The organism is Acinetobacter portensis (assembly GCF_009372215.1).
GTDB lineage: Bacteria > Pseudomonadota > Gammaproteobacteria > Pseudomonadales > Moraxellaceae > Acinetobacter > Acinetobacter portensis.
The window spans coordinates 48,859-71,428 of record NZ_LWRV01000040.1 but is presented as its reverse complement, the minus strand read 5'-3'; the positions used below and the strand labels follow the sequence as shown (position 1 = coordinate 71,428).

General features: G+C 37.2%; 20 protein-coding genes. 12 read left to right on the top strand and 8 right to left on the bottom strand.

All coding sequences use genetic code 11. The features are described 5' to 3' along the window. Positions 1-74 precede the first annotated feature (74 nt). From dinB to mdtD, 3 genes are all read right to left on the bottom strand, one after another. Positions 75-1,133: a DNA polymerase IV gene (gene dinB / locus A6M14_RS04180; RefSeq protein WP_152873756.1), complete on the bottom strand. Its 1,059-nt coding sequence runs from the start codon at positions 1,131-1,133 to the stop codon at positions 75-77. A gap of 160 nt (positions 1,134-1,293) precedes the next feature. After that, entirely contained in the window at positions 1,294-2,055 is a 762-nt protein-coding gene (locus A6M14_RS04175) for a glycoside hydrolase family 25 protein (RefSeq protein WP_152873755.1), read from the bottom strand. A 76-nt stretch (positions 2,056-2,131) separates the two neighbouring features. After that, positions 2,132-3,523 (bottom strand): multidrug transporter subunit MdtD, encoded by a 1,392-nt coding sequence (gene mdtD, locus A6M14_RS04170; protein ID WP_152873754.1) that lies wholly within the window; start codon positions 3,521-3,523, stop codon positions 2,132-2,134. Positions 3,524-3,796: 273 nt separating this feature from the next. On the opposite strand from mdtD, the gene A6M14_RS04165 reads away from it, so the two are divergent. Next, a complete protein-coding gene (locus tag A6M14_RS04165) occupies positions 3,797-4,765 on the top strand; it encodes a hypothetical protein (protein WP_152873753.1) in 969 nt (322 codons plus the stop codon). A 62-nt stretch (positions 4,766-4,827) separates the two neighbouring features. Here the strand turns inward: A6M14_RS04165 and A6M14_RS04160 are convergent, their stop codons facing one another. After that, a complete protein-coding gene (locus tag A6M14_RS04160; protein WP_152873752.1) occupies positions 4,828-5,445 on the bottom strand; it encodes an LOG family protein in 618 nt (205 codons plus the stop codon). 314 nt (positions 5,446-5,759) lie between these two features. Between A6M14_RS04160 and A6M14_RS04155 the strand changes: the two genes are divergently transcribed. The 6 genes from A6M14_RS04155 to A6M14_RS04130 all read left to right on the top strand — a co-directional run bounded on the left by A6M14_RS04155 (position 5,760) and on the right by A6M14_RS04130 (position 14,261). Further along, complete coding sequence (locus A6M14_RS04155) at positions 5,760-7,337, top strand: TerC family protein (protein WP_152873751.1); 1,578 nt, start codon at positions 5,760-5,762, stop codon at positions 7,335-7,337. Positions 7,338-7,435: 98 nt separating this feature from the next. Further along, positions 7,436-7,903, top strand: coding sequence for a YchJ family protein (locus tag A6M14_RS04150; protein ID WP_152873750.1), 468 nt, complete (start codon positions 7,436-7,438; stop codon positions 7,901-7,903). A 60-nt stretch (positions 7,904-7,963) separates the two neighbouring features. Then, a complete protein-coding gene (locus A6M14_RS04145) occupies positions 7,964-8,608 on the top strand; it encodes a trimeric intracellular cation channel family protein (RefSeq protein WP_152873749.1) in 645 nt (214 codons plus the stop codon). Between the two features lie 132 nt (positions 8,609-8,740). After that, a complete protein-coding gene (gene niaP, locus A6M14_RS04140; protein ID WP_152873748.1) occupies positions 8,741-10,057 on the top strand; it encodes a niacin transporter NiaP in 1,317 nt (438 codons plus the stop codon). 163 nt (positions 10,058-10,220) lie between these two features. Beyond that, on the top strand, positions 10,221-12,440 hold the full coding sequence (parC, locus tag A6M14_RS04135; RefSeq protein ID WP_152873747.1) for a DNA topoisomerase IV subunit A: 2,220 nt from the start codon (positions 10,221-10,223) through the stop codon (positions 12,438-12,440). A gap of 144 nt (positions 12,441-12,584) precedes the next feature. Then, the gene (locus A6M14_RS04130; RefSeq protein WP_152873746.1) at positions 12,585-14,261 is read left to right on the top strand and encodes an AMP-binding protein; all 1,677 of its coding nucleotides are present in this window, start codon (positions 12,585-12,587) and stop codon (positions 14,259-14,261) included. Positions 14,262-14,303: 42 nt separating this feature from the next. Here A6M14_RS04130 and A6M14_RS04125 read toward each other — a convergent pair whose 3' ends face one another. Further along, positions 14,304-14,684, bottom strand: coding sequence for a hypothetical protein (locus A6M14_RS04125; protein ID WP_152873745.1), 381 nt, complete (start codon positions 14,682-14,684; stop codon positions 14,304-14,306). 110 nt (positions 14,685-14,794) lie between these two features. On the opposite strand from A6M14_RS04125, the gene A6M14_RS04120 reads away from it, so the two are divergent. Both A6M14_RS04120 and ppa read left to right on the top strand, forming a co-directional pair. Continuing rightward, entirely contained in the window at positions 14,795-15,196 is a 402-nt protein-coding gene (locus tag A6M14_RS04120) for an MAPEG family protein (RefSeq protein WP_152873744.1), read from the top strand. 122 nt (positions 15,197-15,318) lie between these two features. Beyond that, on the top strand, positions 15,319-15,855 hold the full coding sequence (gene ppa, locus A6M14_RS04115) for an inorganic diphosphatase (RefSeq protein ID WP_152873743.1): 537 nt from the start codon (positions 15,319-15,321) through the stop codon (positions 15,853-15,855). Between the two features lie 93 nt (positions 15,856-15,948). Here the strand turns inward: ppa and A6M14_RS04110 are convergent, their stop codons facing one another. Next, complete coding sequence (locus tag A6M14_RS04110; protein ID WP_152873742.1) at positions 15,949-17,247, bottom strand: OprD family outer membrane porin; 1,299 nt, start codon at positions 17,245-17,247, stop codon at positions 15,949-15,951. Positions 17,248-17,828: 581 nt separating this feature from the next. On the opposite strand from A6M14_RS04110, the gene A6M14_RS04105 reads away from it, so the two are divergent. Then, the gene (locus A6M14_RS04105; protein ID WP_152873741.1) at positions 17,829-18,608 is read left to right on the top strand and encodes a TorF family putative porin; all 780 of its coding nucleotides are present in this window, start codon (positions 17,829-17,831) and stop codon (positions 18,606-18,608) included. Positions 18,609-18,668: 60 nt separating this feature from the next. Here A6M14_RS04105 and A6M14_RS04100 read toward each other — a convergent pair whose 3' ends face one another. Both A6M14_RS04100 and A6M14_RS04095 read right to left on the bottom strand, forming a co-directional pair. After that, a complete protein-coding gene (locus A6M14_RS04100; RefSeq protein WP_152873740.1) occupies positions 18,669-20,156 on the bottom strand; it encodes a YifB family Mg chelatase-like AAA ATPase in 1,488 nt (495 codons plus the stop codon). 69 nt (positions 20,157-20,225) lie between these two features. Further along, entirely contained in the window at positions 20,226-20,450 is a 225-nt protein-coding gene (locus tag A6M14_RS04095) for an accessory factor UbiK family protein (protein WP_152873739.1), read from the bottom strand. Positions 20,451-20,726: 276 nt separating this feature from the next. On the opposite strand from A6M14_RS04095, the gene glnK reads away from it, so the two are divergent. After that, positions 20,727-21,065, top strand: a complete 339-nt coding sequence (gene glnK / locus A6M14_RS04090; protein WP_086174160.1) for a P-II family nitrogen regulator — start codon at positions 20,727-20,729, stop codon at positions 21,063-21,065. 63 nt (positions 21,066-21,128) lie between these two features. After that, positions 21,129-22,520, top strand: coding sequence for an ammonium transporter (locus A6M14_RS04085; RefSeq protein ID WP_152873738.1), 1,392 nt, complete (start codon positions 21,129-21,131; stop codon positions 22,518-22,520). Positions 22,521-22,570: the final 50 nt, after the last annotated feature.

Sequence of the window (22,570 nt, the reverse complement as noted above, 5' to 3'; positions counted from 1 at the left end):
AAAAATGCGAATGTGAAGAAGAAATTGATTTATTTTTATTCTTTTGAGTGAAAAATATTCAATTTAAAAAAGTGTTAATCCCAAAGAGAAAGTTGCGGTTGATGCTTTTTCTCAGACAATTGATATACGCCAACACCGACTAATCTAAATTGATCTTCAGACGGTACATGCATTTCAGCTAATAACATGTCTAAAATTTGGCGAAGCTCATCCTTATTTTTTAATGGATTTTTAAAACTTTTACTGTGCTGTAAAACTTGAAAATTTTTAAGCTTTAATTTTGCAGATACGCCACGTGCAGCAAGATTTTTCTTTTCCAATATTTCCCAAACTTGATCAATCAGTTGAGGCCAATAGGGGCGACATTGTTCCAAGTTAAGGTCTTGATCAAAAGTGGTTTCTTTAGAAATAGATTGGCGTTCACGCTCTGTTTGTACAGCTCGCTCATCAATGCCTTTGGCATATAAAAACAGTTGTTTGCCATATTTACCAAAGTGATGCGTTAAAAAGGCTTCTTCAATGTTGTGTAAATCACCCAAGGTTTCTAAGTTCATTGTTTTTAGTTTTTCTTGTGTGACTTTTCCAACTCCGGGAATTTTTTTTAACTCTAAATTTTGAATAAAATTTTGTACTTGAGATGGTTTGATCACGCAAATGCCGTTGGGTTTATTCCAGTCAGATGCAATTTTTGCTAAGAACTTATTGGGTGCAACACCTGCCGATGCTGTTAGCCCTGTTATTTGAAAAATATCATCACGAATACGCATAGCCACTTCTGTTGCACTGGAAATATTTTGCAAATTTTCGGTTACATCTAAGTAAGCTTCATCAAGTGAAAGTGGCTCAATAATGGGGGTGTATTTTTGGAATATTTGATGAATTTGAGCTGAAACTTCACGGTATTTATTAAAATTAGGTTCAATCACCACCACTTGTGGACAGATTTTTTTTGCTTGAGTCATCGACATTGCAGAACGTAAACCAAAGGTACGGGCAGGGTAGGATGCTGCAGCAATGACCGCACGTGGGTGATGTGATGAAATCACCACAGGTAAGAGCTTTAAGTCTGGTTGGTCACGCAGTTCAACATAAGCATAAAATGCATCCATATCGATGTGTATGATTTTTCGCATGCACGCTTAATATCATTTATTTTGTAAAATCAGTATCGCATTTTTTTAAGGCAGGTTGAAGTTTGATTGATTCGTATACGACAGCTTATGTCGGAAGTAATAAAGTCTTTTCATAAAGAAAAAATGTTGGATGAAAGAACCTAAATATTGAAAATAATGATTATTTAGATGAATCTATCAGCTGATTCTTTTGGAGAAATTTTGCCCAATCTTTTTCATCGCCATTAAATACATTCATATCGACAACAGTTGGAATACCTGAAATTTTTCCTTGATTGGTATGTTGCCATATCAACCATTCAGGATTGTCTTTCAAGTCGGGTTTACCTTTGTATTCACGTACCCAAAGTGGCGTATTTTTGAATTCGCCTGCAAGCACAATGTTATAAAAAGTTTTAGAAATATAAAAAATAGGTTGCTTGCCATAATGTTGATAAACCTGATCGTGCATGGTTTGAATTTCTTGGAGCAACTGTTCTTTGGTAAATGTATTGATGCAATTGCTGTCGTATTCTAGGTCGATTACGGGCGGTAAAGCATTGTCTTTATTGGGTACCGTTTCTATAAAATTTTGTGCTTGGATTGTGCCATCACGACAAATTCTATAAAAATGATATGCACCGACTAAAAAGCCTTGTTCACGTGCTTGTAGCCAATTTTCTTGGAATTTACGATCTTTAAAATCACCACCTTCTGTGGCTTTAAGATAAACAAATTTATAGGTTTTAGGGGATATTTTTTTCCATTGAATATCTCCTTGATGATGTGAAACATCGAAGCCTTTAATGGGATATTCATTGGCAGAAGCTGAACGTTGTTGAAAAAAAACAAGATAAATCACGAGCGCAAGACATAATCCTCCAACACCTAAAATGGAGCTGTATGTACGTTGATTTAAAATCTTATTTTTTCGTGTGCTCATGATTTAAAAGATAGCTTTATTTAGGCTCATCATACGCTGTTCTAAAATAACAAACCACGTTCATACTGTATGCAATTCACACAGGCGTATTCTTAGGAATTTGCCAAAAAATGGCAGCGGTGATGATATTGATAGTACCTAAAATAATTAAGGTCAAATGGAATGCAGTAGTGATATTTTCTGTGCCTAAATAAGCTGTAAATAGATTCACTAAAGTGCCTGCAAGTGCAATGCCAATACTCATTGAGACCATCATAATCATCGACAAAAAGCTATTGCCACTACTTGCATCTTGTTGTGGTAAATCTTTTAAAGTGAGTGTGTTCATTGACACGAATTGTAGTGAGTTGAGTACGCCAAATATAAAGAAGTGAATTGCACGTAACCAAATAGGCGTATCTGCCGAGGTTAAGGCGAAACTTGCAATACAAGCACCCACTAAAAGTGTATTTACTAAAAGCACTTGGCGATAACCAAATTTTTGAATAATTGGACGGATAATCGGTTTAGATACTAATGAGCCAAGTACCGTTGGAATCATCAATAAACCTGTGATGAAAGGCTCGAATCCAAAAGCAATTTGTAGCATTAAAGGCAATAAAAAGGGTAAGGCATTGCCACCTAAGCGTGCAAAAAAATTGCCAATAATACCTATCGCATAAACATGATTTTTAAATAATTTACTGCGAAATAAAGCATTTTTATGTGTGTGTGCATGCAATGCATAAAATAAGGATGCCAAGATACCTGTAATAATTAAGCCTAAACTCCACCATAAGGAATGTTGTGGATTGGCAAAATTTTCGATACCTAAAGATAAACCAACCATTGCCAATACAAGCAAAATAATACCGACAAAATCGAAAGTAGGAACTGTTGGCTCGGTTACGTTTGGCATTGCTTTAAAGGTGATGAGAACGCCAAGCAAGCCCATTGGAATGTTAATAAGAAAAATCCAATGCCATGTGGAAACCTCAACCATCCATCCACCTAAAGTTGGGCCAATAAGTGGCCCAATAAGTCCTGCAAGACTCATTAAACTCATAGCAGCAAGAAACTGCGTTCGAGGAATAACTTTAAGCATGGCTAAACGCCCAACGGGTAGGAGTAAAGCTCCACCAATGCCTTGAATCACTCGATATGCTAAAAGTTCATTTAAGCTTTCAGCATAGCCACAACCTAAAGATGCAAGAGTAAAAATAATAATGGCAGAAAAATAAGTATTTCGAACACCAAAACGATCTGCAAGCCAACCACTTAAAGGAATACATGCTGCAACCGATAATACATAAGCCACTACAACACTATGCATTTGCAAAGGATCTTCACCCAAACTACGTGCCATAGCGGGAATTGCTGTATTCACAATAGTGGTATCTAGCCCTTGCATGAAAAAGCCGATGGATACCAAAAGTACCAATAGTCGAAATTCAGGTTGTAATGCTTGATGCGTTGGCGTGGCGTTCATAATTGTTACAATTTTGAATTTATGATTAGTCTATCTGAATACATGGAAAAAACATGTTGCGAAAATGCTTATTTATTGAATCTTTGATAAAAATTATAAGTTTCATTTTAAATAAGAAAATTTTAAAACCATTGAAAATTCTCTTTTATATTCATTGTTTACGAAATTTTCATGATTAAAGTAGCATTAAAATGCCATAAACCTGTCATAATCTTGAAAAAATTTTGGTACTGCTAGACATCTGTCTTTGGCAATAAAGGTTTTGTTCTTTATATGACAATCGAAATACTGATGGTGATAGGCTTTTGCTTAGCCGCATACTCTATCGTCGGAAATGATGTACCACAAACACTAGGTACCTTTATTTCATCAAATGCGCATCGTCCGTGGTGGGTGCTTTGGATTTATGTCAGTACAATTTTAGTGGTTGTATTGCTTTATGGCTGGTATGCATCAGGCGTTGGTGATGCATCTTATGGCCGTTTAGAAACCATTCCATTCCCTAAAGATGGTGTGACGTGGCTTTATATTGTTCCACCTATTTTACTTATTCTCCTGACGAAATATGGTATTCCCGTAAGTACAACCTTCTTGGTACTTACGATATTTTCACCAAGTAGTTTAAGCTCAATGCTGACGAAATCGATGATGGGTTATGCCGTCGCTTTCGTTGTCGCAATTATTGTTTACCGCTTTGTCATTAAACAAATTTCGATTTATTTCAGTAAAACTCGAGATAAAAAGCCTTCTAATATTTGGATTGGTTTGCAGTGGGTATCTACCGCTTTTCTTTGGAGTCAGTGGCTCATTCAAGATTTAGCAAACATCTTTGTATATGTGCCTCGTCAAGTTCCCTTTGAGTTTCTTGTTTTTGCTATTTCTGTTTTTGTTGTATTGCTTGGTGTGATTTTGTACCAACGTGGTGGTGCAATTCAAAAGATTATTGATACAAAAACAGGTGTTGCAGATATTCGCTCGGCAACCATTATTGACTTTATGTACGCAGTCATTCTTTTGGTGTTCAAAGAGTGGAGCAATATTCCAATGAGTACCACTTGGGTATTCTTAGGTTTACTTGCAGGTCGTGAATTTGCAATGTCGATGCATTTGAATGAAGTAAATAAACATCGGACTTCACGTAATGTGAGTAAGGATGCCATGAAGCTCATGCTTGGTTTAGCGATGAGTGTATTCTTGGCGATGACCTTACCGTGGTTCTATAAATTTGTTTCTGGTTTATAAAATGATGTAATAAAAAAAGCGAGCTGAATGCTCGCTTTTTTATGTGCTATTTAAATGCAAATTTAAACCACAAAGCGCTTAGGACAATCTAGGTTGCTTAATGCATTAAAAATTTGTTTTGAAGAATTACATACAATGAGTTTTGCCCGATGTTGTGGCGGTAAAAAGCCTTCTTGAACCGCATGATCAAGTTGGGCAATCAAAGCATCATAAAAGCCATTCACGTTATAAAGCATCATAGGTTTTTGATGTTGATTTAACTGTGCCCAAGTGGCAATTTCTAAAATTTCTTCAAATGTTCCTAAGCCACCAGGCAATGCAACAAAGGCACATGCACGTTCAGCCATCATTGCTTTACGTTCATGCATGGTTCTGACTACATGTAGCTCGGTTAATGTGTTGTGGGCAATTTCATAATCCAACATAAATTCAGGAATCACACCAACAGCTTCACCACCATGTTCAATAACTGTATCTGCAACCTGACCCATTAAGCCAATACTTGCACCGCCATAAACCAAGCCAAGGTTGTGTTCCGTTAAACCTTTGGCAAGCGCAATGGCTTTTTCTTTATAAATTGGATTGTTACCAGAGCGAGAACCACAATAAAGTGCAACGAGTGGTTGGGTTGTTTTAGGAGAGGGATTTTTATATTCAATCATGGGTAGCGCACTATTCATCTTGTTGTCATCTCCTTATCATCTGCTATATTTTTGATTTAGCATAGAGAAAAAATGTGACAGTCACATGGACTTGCATTTGGCTTTAACTCATTTATTTATAAAATGAACAACAAACTTTGTATAAAAAAAGATGATTCTAAATAAAATCTTTCCTATACTAAAAATCTGTTTCACAACAATAGAACCGACATGGGTAGTGGAAGTTGGATTTCCAACGCAATTAGTTCCTTTAATTTTGCAAACTCTTCATTTCAGGTGAATGCGAAATTCGTTAAATCTCAATCTATAGATGGTATTCCGGAGAAGAACGCATGATCTTTGAATGGATGTCCGATCCATCTGCATGGGTGGGATTACTCACACTTGTTATTTTAGAAATTGTACTGGGTATCGATAACCTCGTATTTATTGCAATTTTGGCGGAAAAACTACCACCAGAACAGCGTAATAAAGCACGTATTGTTGGACTACTTTTAGCACTTGGTATGCGCTTAATTCTACTTGCATCTATTGCTTGGGTTGTTACGCTTACCAATCCTTTATTTTATATTTTTGATCATGCATTTTCAGGACGTGACCTTATTCTACTGTTCGGTGGTGTGTTCCTTTTATTTAAAGGCACCATGGAATTACGTGAACGTCTTGAAAGTAAGCCAATGTTCAAAGAAGAAAATCCTGTACATGCTACATTTTGGATGGTTATCATTCAAATTGTTGTTTTAGATGCAGTTTTTTCACTCGATAGCGTGATTACAGCTGTTGGTATGGTGAAAGAACTTTCAGTCATGATGATCGCCGTAGTCATTGCTGTGGGTATTATGCTTTGGGCATCTAAGCCATTGATGGATTTCGTTAATAAACATCCAACAGTGGTTATTCTATGTCTTTGTTTCTTAATGATGATTGGTTTTTCATTATTGGTTGAAGGCTTTGGATTCCATATTCCAAAAGGTTATTTATACGCTGCCATCGGTTTCTCGGTACTTATTGAGTTCCTTAACCAAACCATGCGTCATAACCAAGAGAAAACCGTCACAACAACGGACTTGCGTTATCGTACAGCATCTGCAGTTATGCGTATGTTAGGTGGTAAAGGCGGTACAGAATCTCAAGAAAATCATTCAGAAAATGTATTGGCAACACGTGCTTTTGCAGATGAAGTTTTTGATGAAGAAAATGGTGCTTATCACAGCGTGATGGTACAAGGTGTTTTAGGTTTATCTGAACGCCCTGTGAAGTCTGTGATGACTCCTCGACCAGAGCTTGAATGGATTGATTTAGATGAAGATCAAGAATCGATTCGCGAGCAACTATTAAGTACGACGCACTCACGTTTAATTGTGGCGCATGGTGAACTTGATAATATTGCAGGTGTAGTTCTCACCCATAAAGTGATGAACGAATACATTGAAACAGGTGAGTTGAACTTTGAAGCTCATTTGCGTGAACCTGTGATTGTTCACGAGAATGCACAAGTTTTAATGGTGATGGAACAATTACGCCAAGCACCTCTACAAATGGCACTTATTCTTAATGAATATGGCTCTATTGAAGGGATTGCAACGCCAATTGATGTTCTTGAAGCCATTGCAGGTGAATTCCCCGATGAAGACGAACTTGATACAGCAGCAGAAAGCCTTGAAGATGGTTCGCTCATGCTTGAAGGTTCAACAGATATTCGTCATGTATCATTGCTTTTAGGGCGTGATCTTGTCGATGAGTCTGAGCAATATTCAACGCTTTCAGGTTATATCTTATTCCATTTAGGTCATTTGCCTGAAAATGGTGAGAATATTGAAATTGATGGATATATCTTTGAAATTGTGACAATGGAAGGTCAAAAAATCGAAAAAGTTCACATCACTGCAAAAGACAAAACGCAGGAATAAAGTAGCGCTAAATTTAAAACAGATTTAAATATTCAAAATCTGCATGCTAGTTCCGCTAAAATAGCCCGATATTTCGGGCTATTTTTATGGAAAATCAAATGTCATTAAACGTATGTCCTTGCGGTGAAGGCGAATATCAAAGCTGTTGCCAAGCTTTGCATTTAGGTCAAATTAAAGCTGAAACTGCGGCTCAACTTATGCGTTCAAGATATAGCGCATTTGCCAAACATGAAATTGATTACATTGTAAAAACCACAGCTATTGGACAGCAACAGGCTTTAGATGTTCACGCCATTACAGATTGGAGTAAAGCCAATACATGGTTAAAACTCGAAGTTGTGCAAGCCAAAGAGAAGTTAGATAAAAATCATGCGAAAGTCGAATTTAAAGCGCATTATCATGATGGTGAAAAAGAGCACATTCATCATGAAGTTTCACATTTTGTGAAGCATGGTGGTGCATGGTACTTCTTAGATCCAACCACAGACCAAAAAATCACTATGAAACAGCCTTGTATTTGTGGTTCAGATAAAAAATTTAAACAATGTTGTGCGCAATTTTTGTAAATTTATCTGAGATATGCCTTAGAATAGCGCACACTTATTACCCTATACGGAATCAGGGCGATGTTGTTAACCATTATTTATATTATCGCAATTACTGCTGAAGCAATGACAGGCGCTTTGTCTGCGGGGCGGCGCAGTATGGATTGGTTTGGTGTAACGCTCATTGCCTGTGTTACCGCACTTGGTGGCGGTTCTGTTCGAGATGTGCTTCTTGGGCATTATCCTTTAACTTGGGTCAAGCATCCTGAATACTTAGTCCTCACTTGTTGCGCTGCATTTGTCACTATTATTATTGCAAAATGGATGAGTCAATTACGCTCCATCTTCTTAATTTTAGATGCTTTAGGCTTAATTGGTTTTACCATTATTGGTTGCCAAATTGCTTTACAAATGGGACATGGTTTTGTTGTATGTGCTGTTGCTGGGGTATTAACAGGCGTATCTGGTGGTATTTTACGTGATATTTTATGTAATGATGTGCCCTTGGTTTTCCGTCGTGAACTTTATGCAAGTATTTCTTTTGTTTCAGTCATTTGTTATTGGATTTGCGTGGAAATAGGCTTATCACTAGAGTTAACGGTTATTGCTACTTTAATATTTGGTTTTACCCTTCGCTTAATTGCCATTTACTTTGGTTTGGAAATGCCAAAATTTATTTATAAAGAAGATGATGAGCAATCCGCTTCATCGAAAGATGCCTCTTAACTATTCTAAAAAGACCAAGTAACTGCTATAAAAAGTAGTTACTTTTTTAAATTAATCTTATAAAAATAGTAAAAGTATAAAATCCTGTTGGGAAAGCAGTATGCAATCTTTCACCAAATCAGAGATATCGTTATGGATTTAGTCTCACGAGTACAGCGCTTACCTATTGGTAAATTTCATTACACCTTATTGTGGGTGATTGGACTGGGGTGGATGTTCGATGCAATGGACACAGGGCTCATTTCTTTTATTTTGGCAAAAATGTCAGAAGATTGGGCAATGTCACCTACTGAAAAAGGTTGGGTGGTATCTATTGGTTTTGTCGGTATGGCAATTGGGGCGGTCTTTTCAGGTGGTTTGGCAGATAAGTGGGGACGTAAAACCGTATTTGCCATTACTTTAGTGATTTATAGTATTGCGACAGCTGCTTGTGCATTTGCGCCAAATTTAACGTGGTTATTGGTTTTTCGGTTTATTGTTGGCTTGGGTTTAGGTGGACAATTGCCTGTTGCGGTAACCTTGGTGAGTGAATATATTCCCTCGCATGTTCGTGGTCGTTTTATTGTATTGCTCGAAAGTTTTTGGGGGCTTGGTTGGCTTTGTGCCGCGCTCATTGCTTACTTTGTTATTCCAAAATTTGATTGGCATGTTGCATTTTTAGTGGGAGGTCTTCCTGCTTTATATGCCATTGTGATTTGGAAAAAAGTACCTGAATCTATTCCATATTTAATCAATCGTGGTCGAATTGAAGAAGCACATGCATTGGTTCAAGGTTTTGAGCGTCAATGTGGTGTAGAGGTTATCGAAACCATTGAAGTTAAACCTGTATCAGAAAAGCAAAATGTTTCATTTACCCAATTGTGGTCAGGTACTTTTGCTCGTCGCACACTCATGTTGTGGCTTATTTGGTTTGGTATTGTCTATTCGTATTACGGTATTTTTACGTGGTTACCAAGCTTACTGGTGAAAGAAGGCTACACCATCGTCCAATCTTTTGAATATGTTTTAGTGATGATTTTGGCACAGCTTCCAGGCTATGTTGCAGCAGCGTGGTTGGTTGAAAAACTAGGACGTAAGGCGACATTGGCAGGCTTTATTGGCATGTGTGCAGTATCTGCATATTTCTTTGGACAGTCTAATAGCGTTGAACAAATTGTACTTTGGGGATGCTTGATGTCATTCTTTAATTTAGGTGCATGGGGCGTACTTTATACTTATACACCAGAACAATATCCTACAAATATTCGTGCATTTGGTTCAGGTTGGGCATCTGCAATTGGGCGAATGGGCGGAATTGTAGCGCCATTGGTGGTTACACACATGATGGTGATGAATAATGGTTTTAGCTATGTCTTTATGATGTTTACTGCTGTTTTACTTGCAGTTGCATGTGTCATTTTAGTTTTGGGTGAAGAGACAAAAGGAAAATCACTTGACTCCATTCATTAGGAGTTGGTTATTTTTTAGTTGATCATTTGAAATAAAATGGATACTTTTACGACATAAGACATAAATTGTCGCAGAGTGATACTTCATACCCTTGTATAGAAAACCTCTGCGACATAGCATAAGAACTTAAACACACAAAAACGATTTAGGATAACAAGTTGTTATGACAAGCCTTGCGCATCATGCGACAGAAAACCGTTCCGTAGCAGAATTTACTGAACAAGCTTATTTAAATTATGCCATGTACGTGATTATGGATCGTGCATTGCCACATATTAGCGATGGATTAAAACCTGTACAGCGCCGTATTGTCTATGCAATGAGCGAGTTGGGCTTAAAACACAGTGGCAAGCCAAAAAAATCTGCACGTACTGTGGGTGATGTACTTGGTAAATACCATCCACATGGTGACTCTGCTTGTTATGAAGCAATGGTGCTTATGGCACAGCCATTTAGTTATCGTTATCCTTTTATTGAAGGGCAAGGAAACTGGGGTTCGCCAGACGATCCTAAATCATTCGCTGCAATGCGTTATACCGAAGCAAAACTTTCACAATATAGTGAAGTGTTGTTATCTGAATTAGGTCAAGGCACTTGCGATTGGCAAGACAACTTCGATGGTTCAATGAAAGAACCTGTGAATTTGCCTGCACGTGTGCCAAACATTCTATTAAACGGTACGACAGGTATTGCCGTAGGTATGGCGACAGATATTCCGCCACATAACTTACGTGAAGTCGTAAAAGGTACAATTGCGTTAATTCGCAACCCAAACATCACAGATGAAAAAGTTGCCGAATATATTCCTGCACCAGATTTACCAACGAATGCAGAAATTATCACAGCACCTGAAGAATTATTAAAAATTCAAACGACAGGGCGCGGTAGTTATCGCGTTCGTGCAGTTTATAAAATTGAAAAAAATGAAATTGTGATTACGGATTTACCGTATCAAGTTTCAGGATCTAAAATTATTTCGCAAATTGCAGACCAAATGCAGGCGAAAAAATTGCCATTGGTTGCAGATTTACGAGATGAATCTGACCATAAAAATCCAACACGTTTGGTGATTGTTTTACGTTCAAATCGAATTGATGCAGAAGCGGTGATGAGCCACTTATTTGCAACGACAGATTTGGAATCGAGCTATCGCGTCAATATGAACATGATTGGTGCCGATGGTCGTCCACAAGTGAAATCTATTCGTAAAATTTTGCTTGAATGGATCGAAATTCGTAAACAAACGGTCACACGTCGTCTGCAATATCATTTAAATAAAATTGAAAAGCGTCTTCATATTTTGGGTGGTTTAATTATTGCCTATTTGAATATTGATGAAGTCATTCAAATTATTCGTGAAGAAGATCAGCCAAAACCTGTGCTGATGTTGCGTTTTAATATTGATGAAGTTCAAGCGGAAGCCATTTTAGAACTCAAATTACGTCATTTGGCGAAACTTGAAGAAATGGAAATGCGTCGCGAGCAAGAAGAATTAGAAGCTCGTGCTGCAATTATTCGTGAACAGTTAGCAAATCCTGAATCTTTAAAAGCTTTGATTATTGATGAGCTTAAAGATGATGCGAAAAAATATGGTGACGATCGACGTTCACCAATCGTGCAACGTGCAACGGCTGAAGCAATTAACGAACAAGATATGTTACCAGCAGATCCTGTGACAGTAGTACTTTCAGAAGCAGGTTGGATTCGCAGTGCAAAAGGTCACGAAGTCGATGTTGAAAATTTAAATTATCGAGCAAGTGATAAATATTTAAGCCATGCACAAGGCAAGTCAAATCAACGTGTTTATGTATTAGATGAAGCAGGGCGCAGTTATGCACTTGCTATAAACACTTTGCCATCTGCACGTGGTATGGGCGAACCTTTAAGCTCAAAACTTGCACCAGCAAGTGGCATTGGCTTTAAACAAGTCTTTATTGCAGATGATGAAACTGAAATTTTAGTCGCAAGTAACAAAGGTTATGGTTTCAAAACACATGCTAAGCAATTAGATACCAGTGCAAAGGCAGGTAAAGCATTTTTAAGCTTGCCTGAAGGCGCATCTGCACTAGATTTACAAACTATTGACGGTGCTACGCATCTAGCTGTATTAAGCTCTGCGGGTCGGTTATTGGTTTTAGATTTAGAAGAATTACCTTCATTAAATAAAGGTAAGGGTAATAAATTGATACAACTTGATGCGAAAGATCAAATTTTATCCATGACAACTCTTAACTTAGATGAAATAATTCAACTGCTTGCAGGACAGCAACAACTAAAATTAAAAGGTGATGACCTTCAAAAATATGTAGGTAAAAGGGGAACCAAGGGGCAACTTTTACCACGAGGTTATCAAAAAGCAAATAAACTGTTCATTCAAAGATAATGCTAGCATCTATTAAACAAAATACGTTATATATGCAAAGTGTTCAAAATGGATGCAGTATTAAGCACAAAAAGTTAAATAATGAGCTTAGTACTGAAAAGAATAGTTAAATATTAAGGATTATAGGTAGGAGTATTGAACGTTATGGAAAAAATTTGGTTTAGTGAATACCAAAAAACAGGCATTCCAGAGACTGTTGAACTTCCAGCAGAAAATACATCTCTTAATGATGTTTTCGAACGCAACTTTCAAAAGTTTGCTTCGCGTGATGCTTTTATCTTCATGGATAAAGTTTTAACTTTTGGTCAACTAGATGAAGAAAGTCGTAAGTTTGCAACATATTTACAAAGCTTAGGATTGGCTAAAGGCGCACGTGTAGCGGTAATGATGCCGAACGTTCTTCAATATCCTATCGTAGCTTTAGGTGTTTTCCGTGCAGGCTTAGTTCTTGTAAACGTAAACCCACTTTATACTGCGCGTGAATTAAAGCATCAATTAAATGATTCTGGTTCTGAAGCACTTGTTATTATTGAAAACTTTGCAGCTGTTTACCAAGCAATTTTAGGTGAAACACCTGTTAAACATGTGGTTGTTGCATCTGTTGGTGATTTACTCGGTACGCTTAAAGGTACAATCGTAAACTTTGTTTTACGCTCTGTTCGTAAACAAGTACCTGCTTGGGATATTCCTGGTCATATTCGCTTTAATACGGCAATGTCTAAGGTCAATGTTAGTAACTACAAACGTCCAAGCTTAACACTCAGCGATACAGCTGTACTGCAATATACAGGTGGTACGACAGGTGTTTCTAAAGGTGCAGAACTCACACATCGCAACTTAGTTGCAAACATGTTGCAGTGTGATGGTATTTTCCAAAGTAAATTTGGTAAGCAAGATGGTCAACCAGATGATCGTATTTTCTGTGCTTTACCGCTTTATCACATCTTTGCATTCATGGTGTGCGCGCTTTACGGTATGTACAAAGGTCAAGCCAACGTCCTTATTCCAAACCCGCGTGATTTACCTGCTGTTATCAAAGAGCTTCGTAAATACCAACCGACATTCTTCCCTGCTGTAAACACATTGTTTAATGCACTTGTGAATAACGAAGAATTTAAACAACTTGATCACAGCCGAATGAAAATGGCGATGGGTGGTGGTATGGCTGTATTGCCATCTACCGCTGAAGCTTGGAAAAAAGTAACAGGCACAAATATTATTGAAGGTTATGGTCTATCTGAAACCTCACCTGTTGCAACAGCAAATCCGCCTGCATCTATGGAATTTAGTGGCTCAATTGGTATTCCATTGCCATTAACTGAAGTTGCTATTTTAGATGATGATGGTAATGAAGTTGCACTTGGTGAACAAGGTGAAATCTCGATTCGTGGTCCACAAGTCATGAAAGGCTATTGGAACCGTCCTGATGAAACTGAAAAAGTAATGACCAATGGTTTCTTCCGTACAGGTGATATTGGCGTTATGAGCTCGCAAGGCTTCGTTAAAATTGTCGATCGTAAGAAAGACATGATTTTAGTATCAGGCTTTAACGTATACCCTTCAGAAATTGAAGAAGTGGTTGCTCAACATCCAAAAGTATTAGAAGTAGCAGTCATTGGCGTTCAAGATGAAAAATCAGGTGAAGTGCCAAAGCTATTTGTTGTTAAAAAAGATCAATCTTTAACAACCGAAGAAATTTTGGCATTTGCGAAAGAAAACTTAACAGGCTACAAACGCCCACGTTATGTTGAATTTATGGATGAATTACCAAAATCTAATGTAGGTAAAATCCTGCGTAAAGATTTACGTAAACCAGTTTAAATTCTCCAATAAAAAAAGCGCCTTAAGGCGCTTTTTTTATCATTATTTTTTTAAAAACCATCTGTCGATATATGGACGACCAACGCCAAAAATACCCAGAAAAATAAACATAGTGCCAAATTGACGAATAAAGCTAGGGTTTTTAAATGCGCCATAACTTAAGATGTTATCTATTAAGCAATAAACACAAATAATGGCAATCCATAATCCCAAAGAAAGACGTTTAATAGAAACAGCGTAAAATGAAATCCATAAAACTACAAAAGTAAAAATGGTTGACCAAATATTGAAATTTGCACAAATAACACACAGTAAAAATGCAGTGATAGGAATGACAATTTTAAAAGCACGATCTACTCGAACCTGATTTTTATGTTGCATCTCAAGGATATCGAACATTTCTTCTTGATCTGGCTGTGCCATAAAGGGATCCTTTAAATCATTAAAATTGATAAAATACGACATTAAACGAAAATCATCCGTCAAACGCCATGCTATGATATGATAATAAAATGCTCATGAGAATTGCCTTCATGCAAAGTATAAGTGGAATCGTTTATCTAATTTTGATTGCATGTCTTTTACCCTATGTTTTCTCATTCATTGCAAGAAAGGCGGGTGGTTTTAAAATACAAGATAATCAAAACCCTAGAGATTTTTTAGCTCATACGACGGGTTTAGCTGTACGAGCAAATGCAGTACAACAAAACAGTTATGAAACTTTACCTTTATTCATTGCTGCGGTGTTACTGGCAGAGTATATGGTCGTTCCTCAAGTTGTTGTGATGACTTTTGGTATTGCGTACATTGTATTTAGAATTCTATATGGCATCTGTTATTTAATAAATTGGGCGACTTTACGCTCTATTTTTTGGGTGCTTTCATTACTTTGTTCAGTATCGCTACTTTTATTGGTGATTAAAATTACTGGATGAGTAACACAGATGAAAATATGTATTTTTCCTGTGCAGATGTATAATCGACACTAAATTCGATCTAGAAAGCGGTTATAATCGCCCTGGATTAAAAAAGATTTAACTTGTTAAAGAGTGATGCTATGAGCTACAGCAATATCCCAGCGGGTAAAGATGCGCCAAACGACATCTATGTAATTATTGAAATTCCTGCAAATGCAGCACCAATCAAATACGAAATTGATAAAGATTCTGATGCATTATTTGTAGACCGTTTCATGGGTACAGCAATGTTCTACCCAGCAAACTACGGTTATGTTCCTAATACATTATCTTTGGATGGTGATCCACTAGACGTATTAGTTGTAACTCCACATCCAGTTGAACCAGGTTCTGTAATTCGTTGCCGTCCTGTTGGTAAATTGAATATGGAAGATGACGGTGGTGTAGATGCGAAATTAATCGCTGTTCCACACGACAAATTAACGCCTATCTATAAAGACGTTAAAGAATACACAGATCTTCCTGAATTATTGATCAAACAAGTTGAACACTTCTTTGCTCACTATAAAGATTTAGAAGCTGGTAAGTGGGTTAAATTAAGTGGTTGGGAAGGTTCTGAAGTTGCAAAACAAGAAGTTCTTAGCTCAATTGCTGCTTACGAAGAAGCAAACAAGTAATTGTTTGATGGTTTAAGTTTTATTTTTTAAAATTTAGCCATAAAAAAACCTGCACAATGTGCAGGTTTTTTTATGCTTTAATATTTCTGAAAATTAGAATAATTTCACAGGAATATCAAGGAAGATACGCCATTCATTTGTATCAGGCATGTAGTAGTCTTTTGCGTAAGCAAGGTCGTTACGGTAGTGTGAATAACGTACGCGTAGGCTTGCATCTTTAGCAAAACCATTTTGTACTGTGTATTTCACTTGGTTAAATAATTCTTTTTCTTTTGCATTGTCAGTAGTTTTAGTGTCGATATCCCAACCATAAACATATGCAGAAGTCCAGTTCAAACCAGGAACGCCGTAATTCGCAAAGTCTAAGTTATATTGAACTTGTACAGACTTCTCACCACGACCGTTAAAGTCTGAAAGGTAAGAGTTTGGTAAGTAAATACTTTGTCCGCCATCAGCATTTTCACCATAAGCATAACCTGTGTTACCAGTACTTTGTTGGTAAGCAAGCATTACGCCATGAGCGCCTTGGTTATAAGTACCAGAAACAGCCCAAATGTTGTTGCTACGGTTATCAGAGTTTTTATCTAAATCAGGACGAGCAGAAGATGCTTCTGCCCCCTTATCCCATTCAGTATGGTAACCGCTAAAATCATAAGTTAAAGAAGCATCATTGGCTAAAGCTTGTTTGTAGTTTGCATTTACATAATGGCGTTCTAGTTTATTTTTAGAATCTAAACCAAAATATGAAGCATTTAATGCATCATTGAATTTGTATTTAGCACCCCAAACAATTGCACGGTCTAAATTTCTTTCATCAGTTGAAATTTGATCTGAATATTGGTTTTTAGTGAATTTACCTGCAGTTAGTTCTAAACCGTTAATTTCACGGCTAGTTACCAATAAACCATCAAAATATTCAGGAACCATACGGCTTGTATTGCTTGCAAGTACTGGTAAATCTAAAACTTGAGTACCAAATACCGCAGTTGTATTAGAAACGCGTGCTTTTAAGAATGCACCACCACGAGCCCAACTGTTATATGGACGACCGTTAGGTTCACCAGCAGCATCATCATGACGTGGAATCATGTTGTTGCCAGAATGTTTATTATCACCAATTTTGAAAGATGCATCACCAACAACACCAACGCCAACACCAACAGTGCCTTTAGTAAAGCCAGACTCTAGTTTTACAATAGCTGATTGCGCAGTTGAGCGATTGTCTGCAGCACCATCTTTCTTATCACGATCGATAAAGCCTGTACGGAAAAGTACAGAGCCTTCGGCATCTTCAATAAAGCCTTTAGATTCGCTTTGTTCGCTTGCAAAAGCAGTAGAAATAAAAGCTGTTTGAACAAGTACAGCAAGTAATAATTTTTGTGTTTTTTGCATTGGGAGAGAGCCTCATACAAAATAGTGGTGAAATGGGTGATTTATATAAAACACATTTAAAAGATGCTTATAATTAATCCTGATTAATTAAGGTTAAACACTCTTCCAATGAGGTTTATATATTTGCCTATAGAAAACATGCATTTAATTTAATCAAAAATACAGTTAACAAGCCATAATATATATGACTTATAGGCACTTTGGGTATAAAAAAATAAACTAAGATCATAAATAAAATATCTATAAAGGAGATCTTGTCTAAATATTGTTATTTTATCTTAACTTATGTGTGGGTTATTTTTGTGCAATTTGATAAAAATGTAAATACATTACTGTGAAATTGTTTAATTTTGATGCATTTTTTGTTTAAGAAATAGTTTGTAGCTCATTTCTATGTAGGAATTATTAAGTACTGATACTTACATATATAAAAGTTGTATGTGTGATTCCGTCTCTTTTTTCTATCAGTTTTTTTTGTTGATGACCCATTTTTAAAAATTGGCATAGCAATTGCTAATTCATTTATGAGTTTTTAAATTAATCAAAAAAGAGTCGTTTTAACGATATCGGGGGAATACACAATGAAATTCACTTTAAAGGCATTAAGTTTGGCTTTAGTTACTTCAGTATCTACAGTAGCTTTTGCAGATGAAGCACCGGCTTTACCTTTCGGATTAGAATTTAGTGGCTCAGCTGCTATGACCACAGATTATCGTTTCCGTGGTATGTCTCAAACAGAAAATGATCCTGCAGTACAAGTGGGTTTTCAATTAGATCATGCATCGGGTTTGTATGCAGGTGTTTGGGGGTCTAATGTTTACATCGCTAATGGTGATGCAGGGGTTGCTCACTTAGAATTAGATCCTTACCTTGGTTATGCAAAAACATTTGAAGGTGTTGCTGGTAAGCCTACATTGGACGTTGGTGTTTATTATTATGCGTATCCAGGGAATAGCGATTTAAACTTTGTTGAATACTATGCAGGTGTAGGTTTTGAAGGCTTAATTACCGAGGGTGATAGTTTATCAACGTCAGTAAATTATACGAATGACTATTTAGGTTTAGATATTGATGCATGGTATTTGGGATTGGGGTATACAATTCCATTTGCAGATACAGGCTTTAGCGGTATAGCAAATATTGGTTATACAACAACAGATAAGTACTATTTTGATGCAGCTTCTAAAGATGATAGTTATTGGGATTGGAAAGCAGGTGTAGCGTACGAATTTAAATCTATTGAAGGTTTCAGTGCTGAATTAGCTGCTGTAGGAACAAATATTGAAACTAAGAATACGCCATCTACTTATAAGCGTGGTGTAGAAACTGGTGCGGTATTTACTTTAACGAAGTCTTTCTAATTTAGACAAAGTTACAGTTTATGAAAACCCGTTACAGGAATCTGTAACGGGTTTTCTTTTTTAGGTTTGTTGACTTCTATAAGACAATGCTTCAGTAAGATGTGTACTTTGAATATTTTCACTTTGTGCTAAATCTGCAATGGTTCGAGCTACACGTAAAACGCGATGATATGCACGAGCAGATAAGTTTAAGCGTTGTTGCGCAAGTTCAATAATTTTTGCTGCTTGAACATCTAAAGTTGCATATTTTTCCAATAGTTTTGGATTAAGTGCCATATTTAAACAATTCTGTCTTTCAATTTGATGATGATAAGCATCAACAACACGCTGACGTACAGTATTGGAATCTTCAACAGGTTTTGTATCTTGTAGTTCAGAAGCTTGTAATGGTGGTACATCTATATGTAAATCAATGCGGTCTAATAAGGGACCTGAAATGCGATTTTGATATCTTTTAATAGCATCTGCCGAACATTGGCAACGGACATCTTGGTTAAAAGCATAACCACAAGGGCAAGGATTCATTGCTGCAATCAGCTGGAAATTTGCAGGGAAAGTAATTTGTCTTGATGCTCTAGAAATCACAATTTCTTTAGCTTCTAAAGGCTGACGTAAAACTTCTAAAACTTTTCGATCAAATTCAGGTAATTCATCTAAAAATAAAACGCCTAAATGGGAAAGTGTAATTTCACCTGGTTTTGGATGTGAGCCACCACCAACCAATGCAACCGCTGATGCTGTGTGATGAGGTGCTCGAAAAGGGCGTTGACCAAAATCATGTGCTGTATTTGCAACAGAGTAAATACTTGCGACTTCTAAATTTTCTTGTGTGCTTAATGGCGGTAAAATACTCGCTAAACGAGAAGCCAATAAAGTTTTCCCCGTGCCGGGTGGACCTTTAAATAGCAATGAATGTCCACCTGCTGCAGCTATTTCTAAAGCGCGTCTTGGGCGTAATTGTCCTTTTACATCTGAAAGATCATATTTAGATTTGTTGATTTGAAAGTCTTGTTGATTTTCAAATGCGGTTAGAGGTTGTGCATTGTTTAAGTGGTTACATACTTGCTTTAAGTGATCTGCGGAAAATGCTTCGAAGTTTGGTAATTGAGATGCTTCTTGTGCATTTTGTGCAGGTAAAATCAATTTGTGATTGGCTTGCTGACAGGCAATTGCAATGCTGAGCGTACCTGTGATTGGTCTCAATTGACCATCTAAAGCAAGTTCACCAATAAATTCAAAACCATCTGTACTTTTTTCAGGAAGTTGACCTGAAGCAATTAGAATTCCTAAAGCAATAGGGAGGTCTAAGCGTGAGCCATCTTTGGGCAAGTCGGCAGGTGCTAAGTTAATGGTTAAGCGTTTGGTTGGAAATTGAAAGCCACTATTAATAATGGCTGAGCGTACTCGGTCTTTACTTTCACGAACTGCAGCTTCAGGTAATCCAACAATAGTAAGCGATGGAAGTCCTTGGCTGATATGAACTTCGACTTCAATAGAAGGAGCGTGGAGGCCAAGCAGCCCCCGAGTATAAATTTTGGCAAACGACATTTTTATGATCCATTATAGTGCGTTATTTATTATTAATTTTGATGTTTTTATGCACAAATTTGGTGCTTATTATTTATTTTTTAATTGAGCTTCTAAGTTTTCAACATGTTTAAGAAGTTCATCTAAGCGAATATTTGCATTATTTAATGCTGTTTTTTGGCGCTCAATTTCATCTTTCGACACTAAATCCATCTTGGTTACAGCTTCATTTAAGAGTGCACGTAAATTATGTTCAATATCTTTTTTTGGGAGATCTACTTGTTCCATAATTGCTTGTAATAATGTTTCGATCATTTGTTTTCTCAAAGCAGGAGAGTGGTTGTGGAAGTGTATAACACGTCTGAAATATAGGCTACTGCATTTCGGTATAAGATGGGTTTATTCAATCATTAAAATCGTAAATCTTCTAGGAAAAATGCGGATTTACTAGCGTATAAAAATCATTATGGGTATAGAATATAAAAACGAAAAAAACATGCTTAAATTTTTATTTTCCCCCGACCTTAAAAATTTTGGCATGAAAATTGAACATAAAACCTTACTGGTGAAACAAGCCGAAGGAAAACAAACATGAAGCTAGTAACTGCTATTGTAAAACCCTTTAAACTTGATGACGTGCGTGAAGCATTGTCAGATATTGGTGTTCAAGGGATCACTGTAACGGAAGTCAAAGGTTTTGGTCGTCAAAAAGGTCATACTGAACTTTATCGTGGCGCTGAATATGTTGTTGATTTCTTACCAAAAGTAAAAATTGAAATTGCAATTAGCGATGAAATGGTTGATTCAGTGATTGAGTCTATTACTCGCGTTGCAAGCACAGGCAAAATTGGTGACGGAAAAATTTTCGTGACTAACTTAGAGCAAGTCATCCGTATTCGTACAGGTGAAACAGGTGCAGATGCCGTTTAATAATTTGGCACGAAGTTTGCTGAGTACCTAATAACTCAAAAAAAACTAGGTTGGGGGACACGAATGAAAAAGATGCTACTTGCGCTGAGTTTGTCTGGCGCGCTTTTAGGTGGTTCTGTTGCATGGGCTGAAGAAGCTGCATCAGCACCAAATACATCAGAAGTAACAGTGGTTGAAACAACTGCTACAGTATCAGAAGTCGCACCTACTGCGGCTGCTACAGAAGAAGCTCCAGCACCTGCTGAAGAAGAACAAAAATTAGATACAGGTGATACAGCGTGGATTTTAGTATCTACAGCTCTTGTTCTTTTAATGACTATTCCTGGTTTAGCACTTTTCTATGGCGGTATGGTTCGTAAGAAAAACGTATTAAGCACAATGGCTCATAGCTTTGTTGCTGCTGCTGTTGTAAGTATTGTTTGGGTTGTTATTGGTTATACGCTTGCTTTTGGCGAGGGAAATGCCTTTATTGGTAGCCTAGATAAGTTCATGTTATCGGGTATAACCACAGAAGCCCTTTCAGGCACAATTCCTGAAATTCTATTTGTTATTTTCCAAATGACGTTTGCTATTATTACTGTTGCCATTATTAGTGGTTCTATTGCAGAACGTATGAAATTTGGAGCATTTGTCGCTTTCATCACTATTTGGGTTATTGTTGTTTATGCGCCAATTACTCATTGGGTATGGGGTGGTGGTTGGTTAGGTAACGATGGTGCACTAGATTTTGCTGGTGGTACGGTTGTACATATCAACTCGGGTGTTGCTGGTTTAGTTGCTGCATACATGCTTGGTAAACGTATGGGCTTAGGTCGTGAATCTATGGCTCCACATAACTTGGCATTAACCGTTGTTGGTGCAAGCTTAATTTGGGTAGGTTGGTTTGGTTTTAATGGTGGTTCTGCATTAGGTGCAAATGGTTCAGCAGGTTATGCGCTTGTTGTGACTCAAATTGCAGCAGCGGCAGCAGCACTTTCTTGGTTATTTGTTGAAAAACTTGTACGTGGTAAAGCGTCTGTATTAGGTGGTGCTTCTGGTGCGGTTGCAGGTTTGGTGGTTATTACACCAGCTGCAGGTTTTGTTACTGTAAGCGGTGGCTTAATTATGGGGCTTATTGGTGGTGTAGTTTGCTTCTGGGGCATTACAGCATTGAAACGCATCCTTAAAGCCGATGACTCTTTAGATGCATTTGGTCTTCATGGTGTGGGTGGTATTGTGGGTGCGCTATTAACAGCAGTATTCGCAAGCGAATTCATTATGGGAGATGGTGCACCAAAAGATATGCTTGCTCAATTATGGGTTCAAGTTGAAGGTGTACTCGCAACGATTGTCTACTCAGGTATTATGACTTTCATTATTTTGAAAATTATTGATCTAGTGATTGGTATTCGTGTTGAATCTGATGATGAACGCATGGGTCTAGACTTAAGTCAACATGGCGAACGCATAGAATAATAAAAGCACATTATCAATATATAGTATAAAACAGCCCGAAAGGGCTGTTT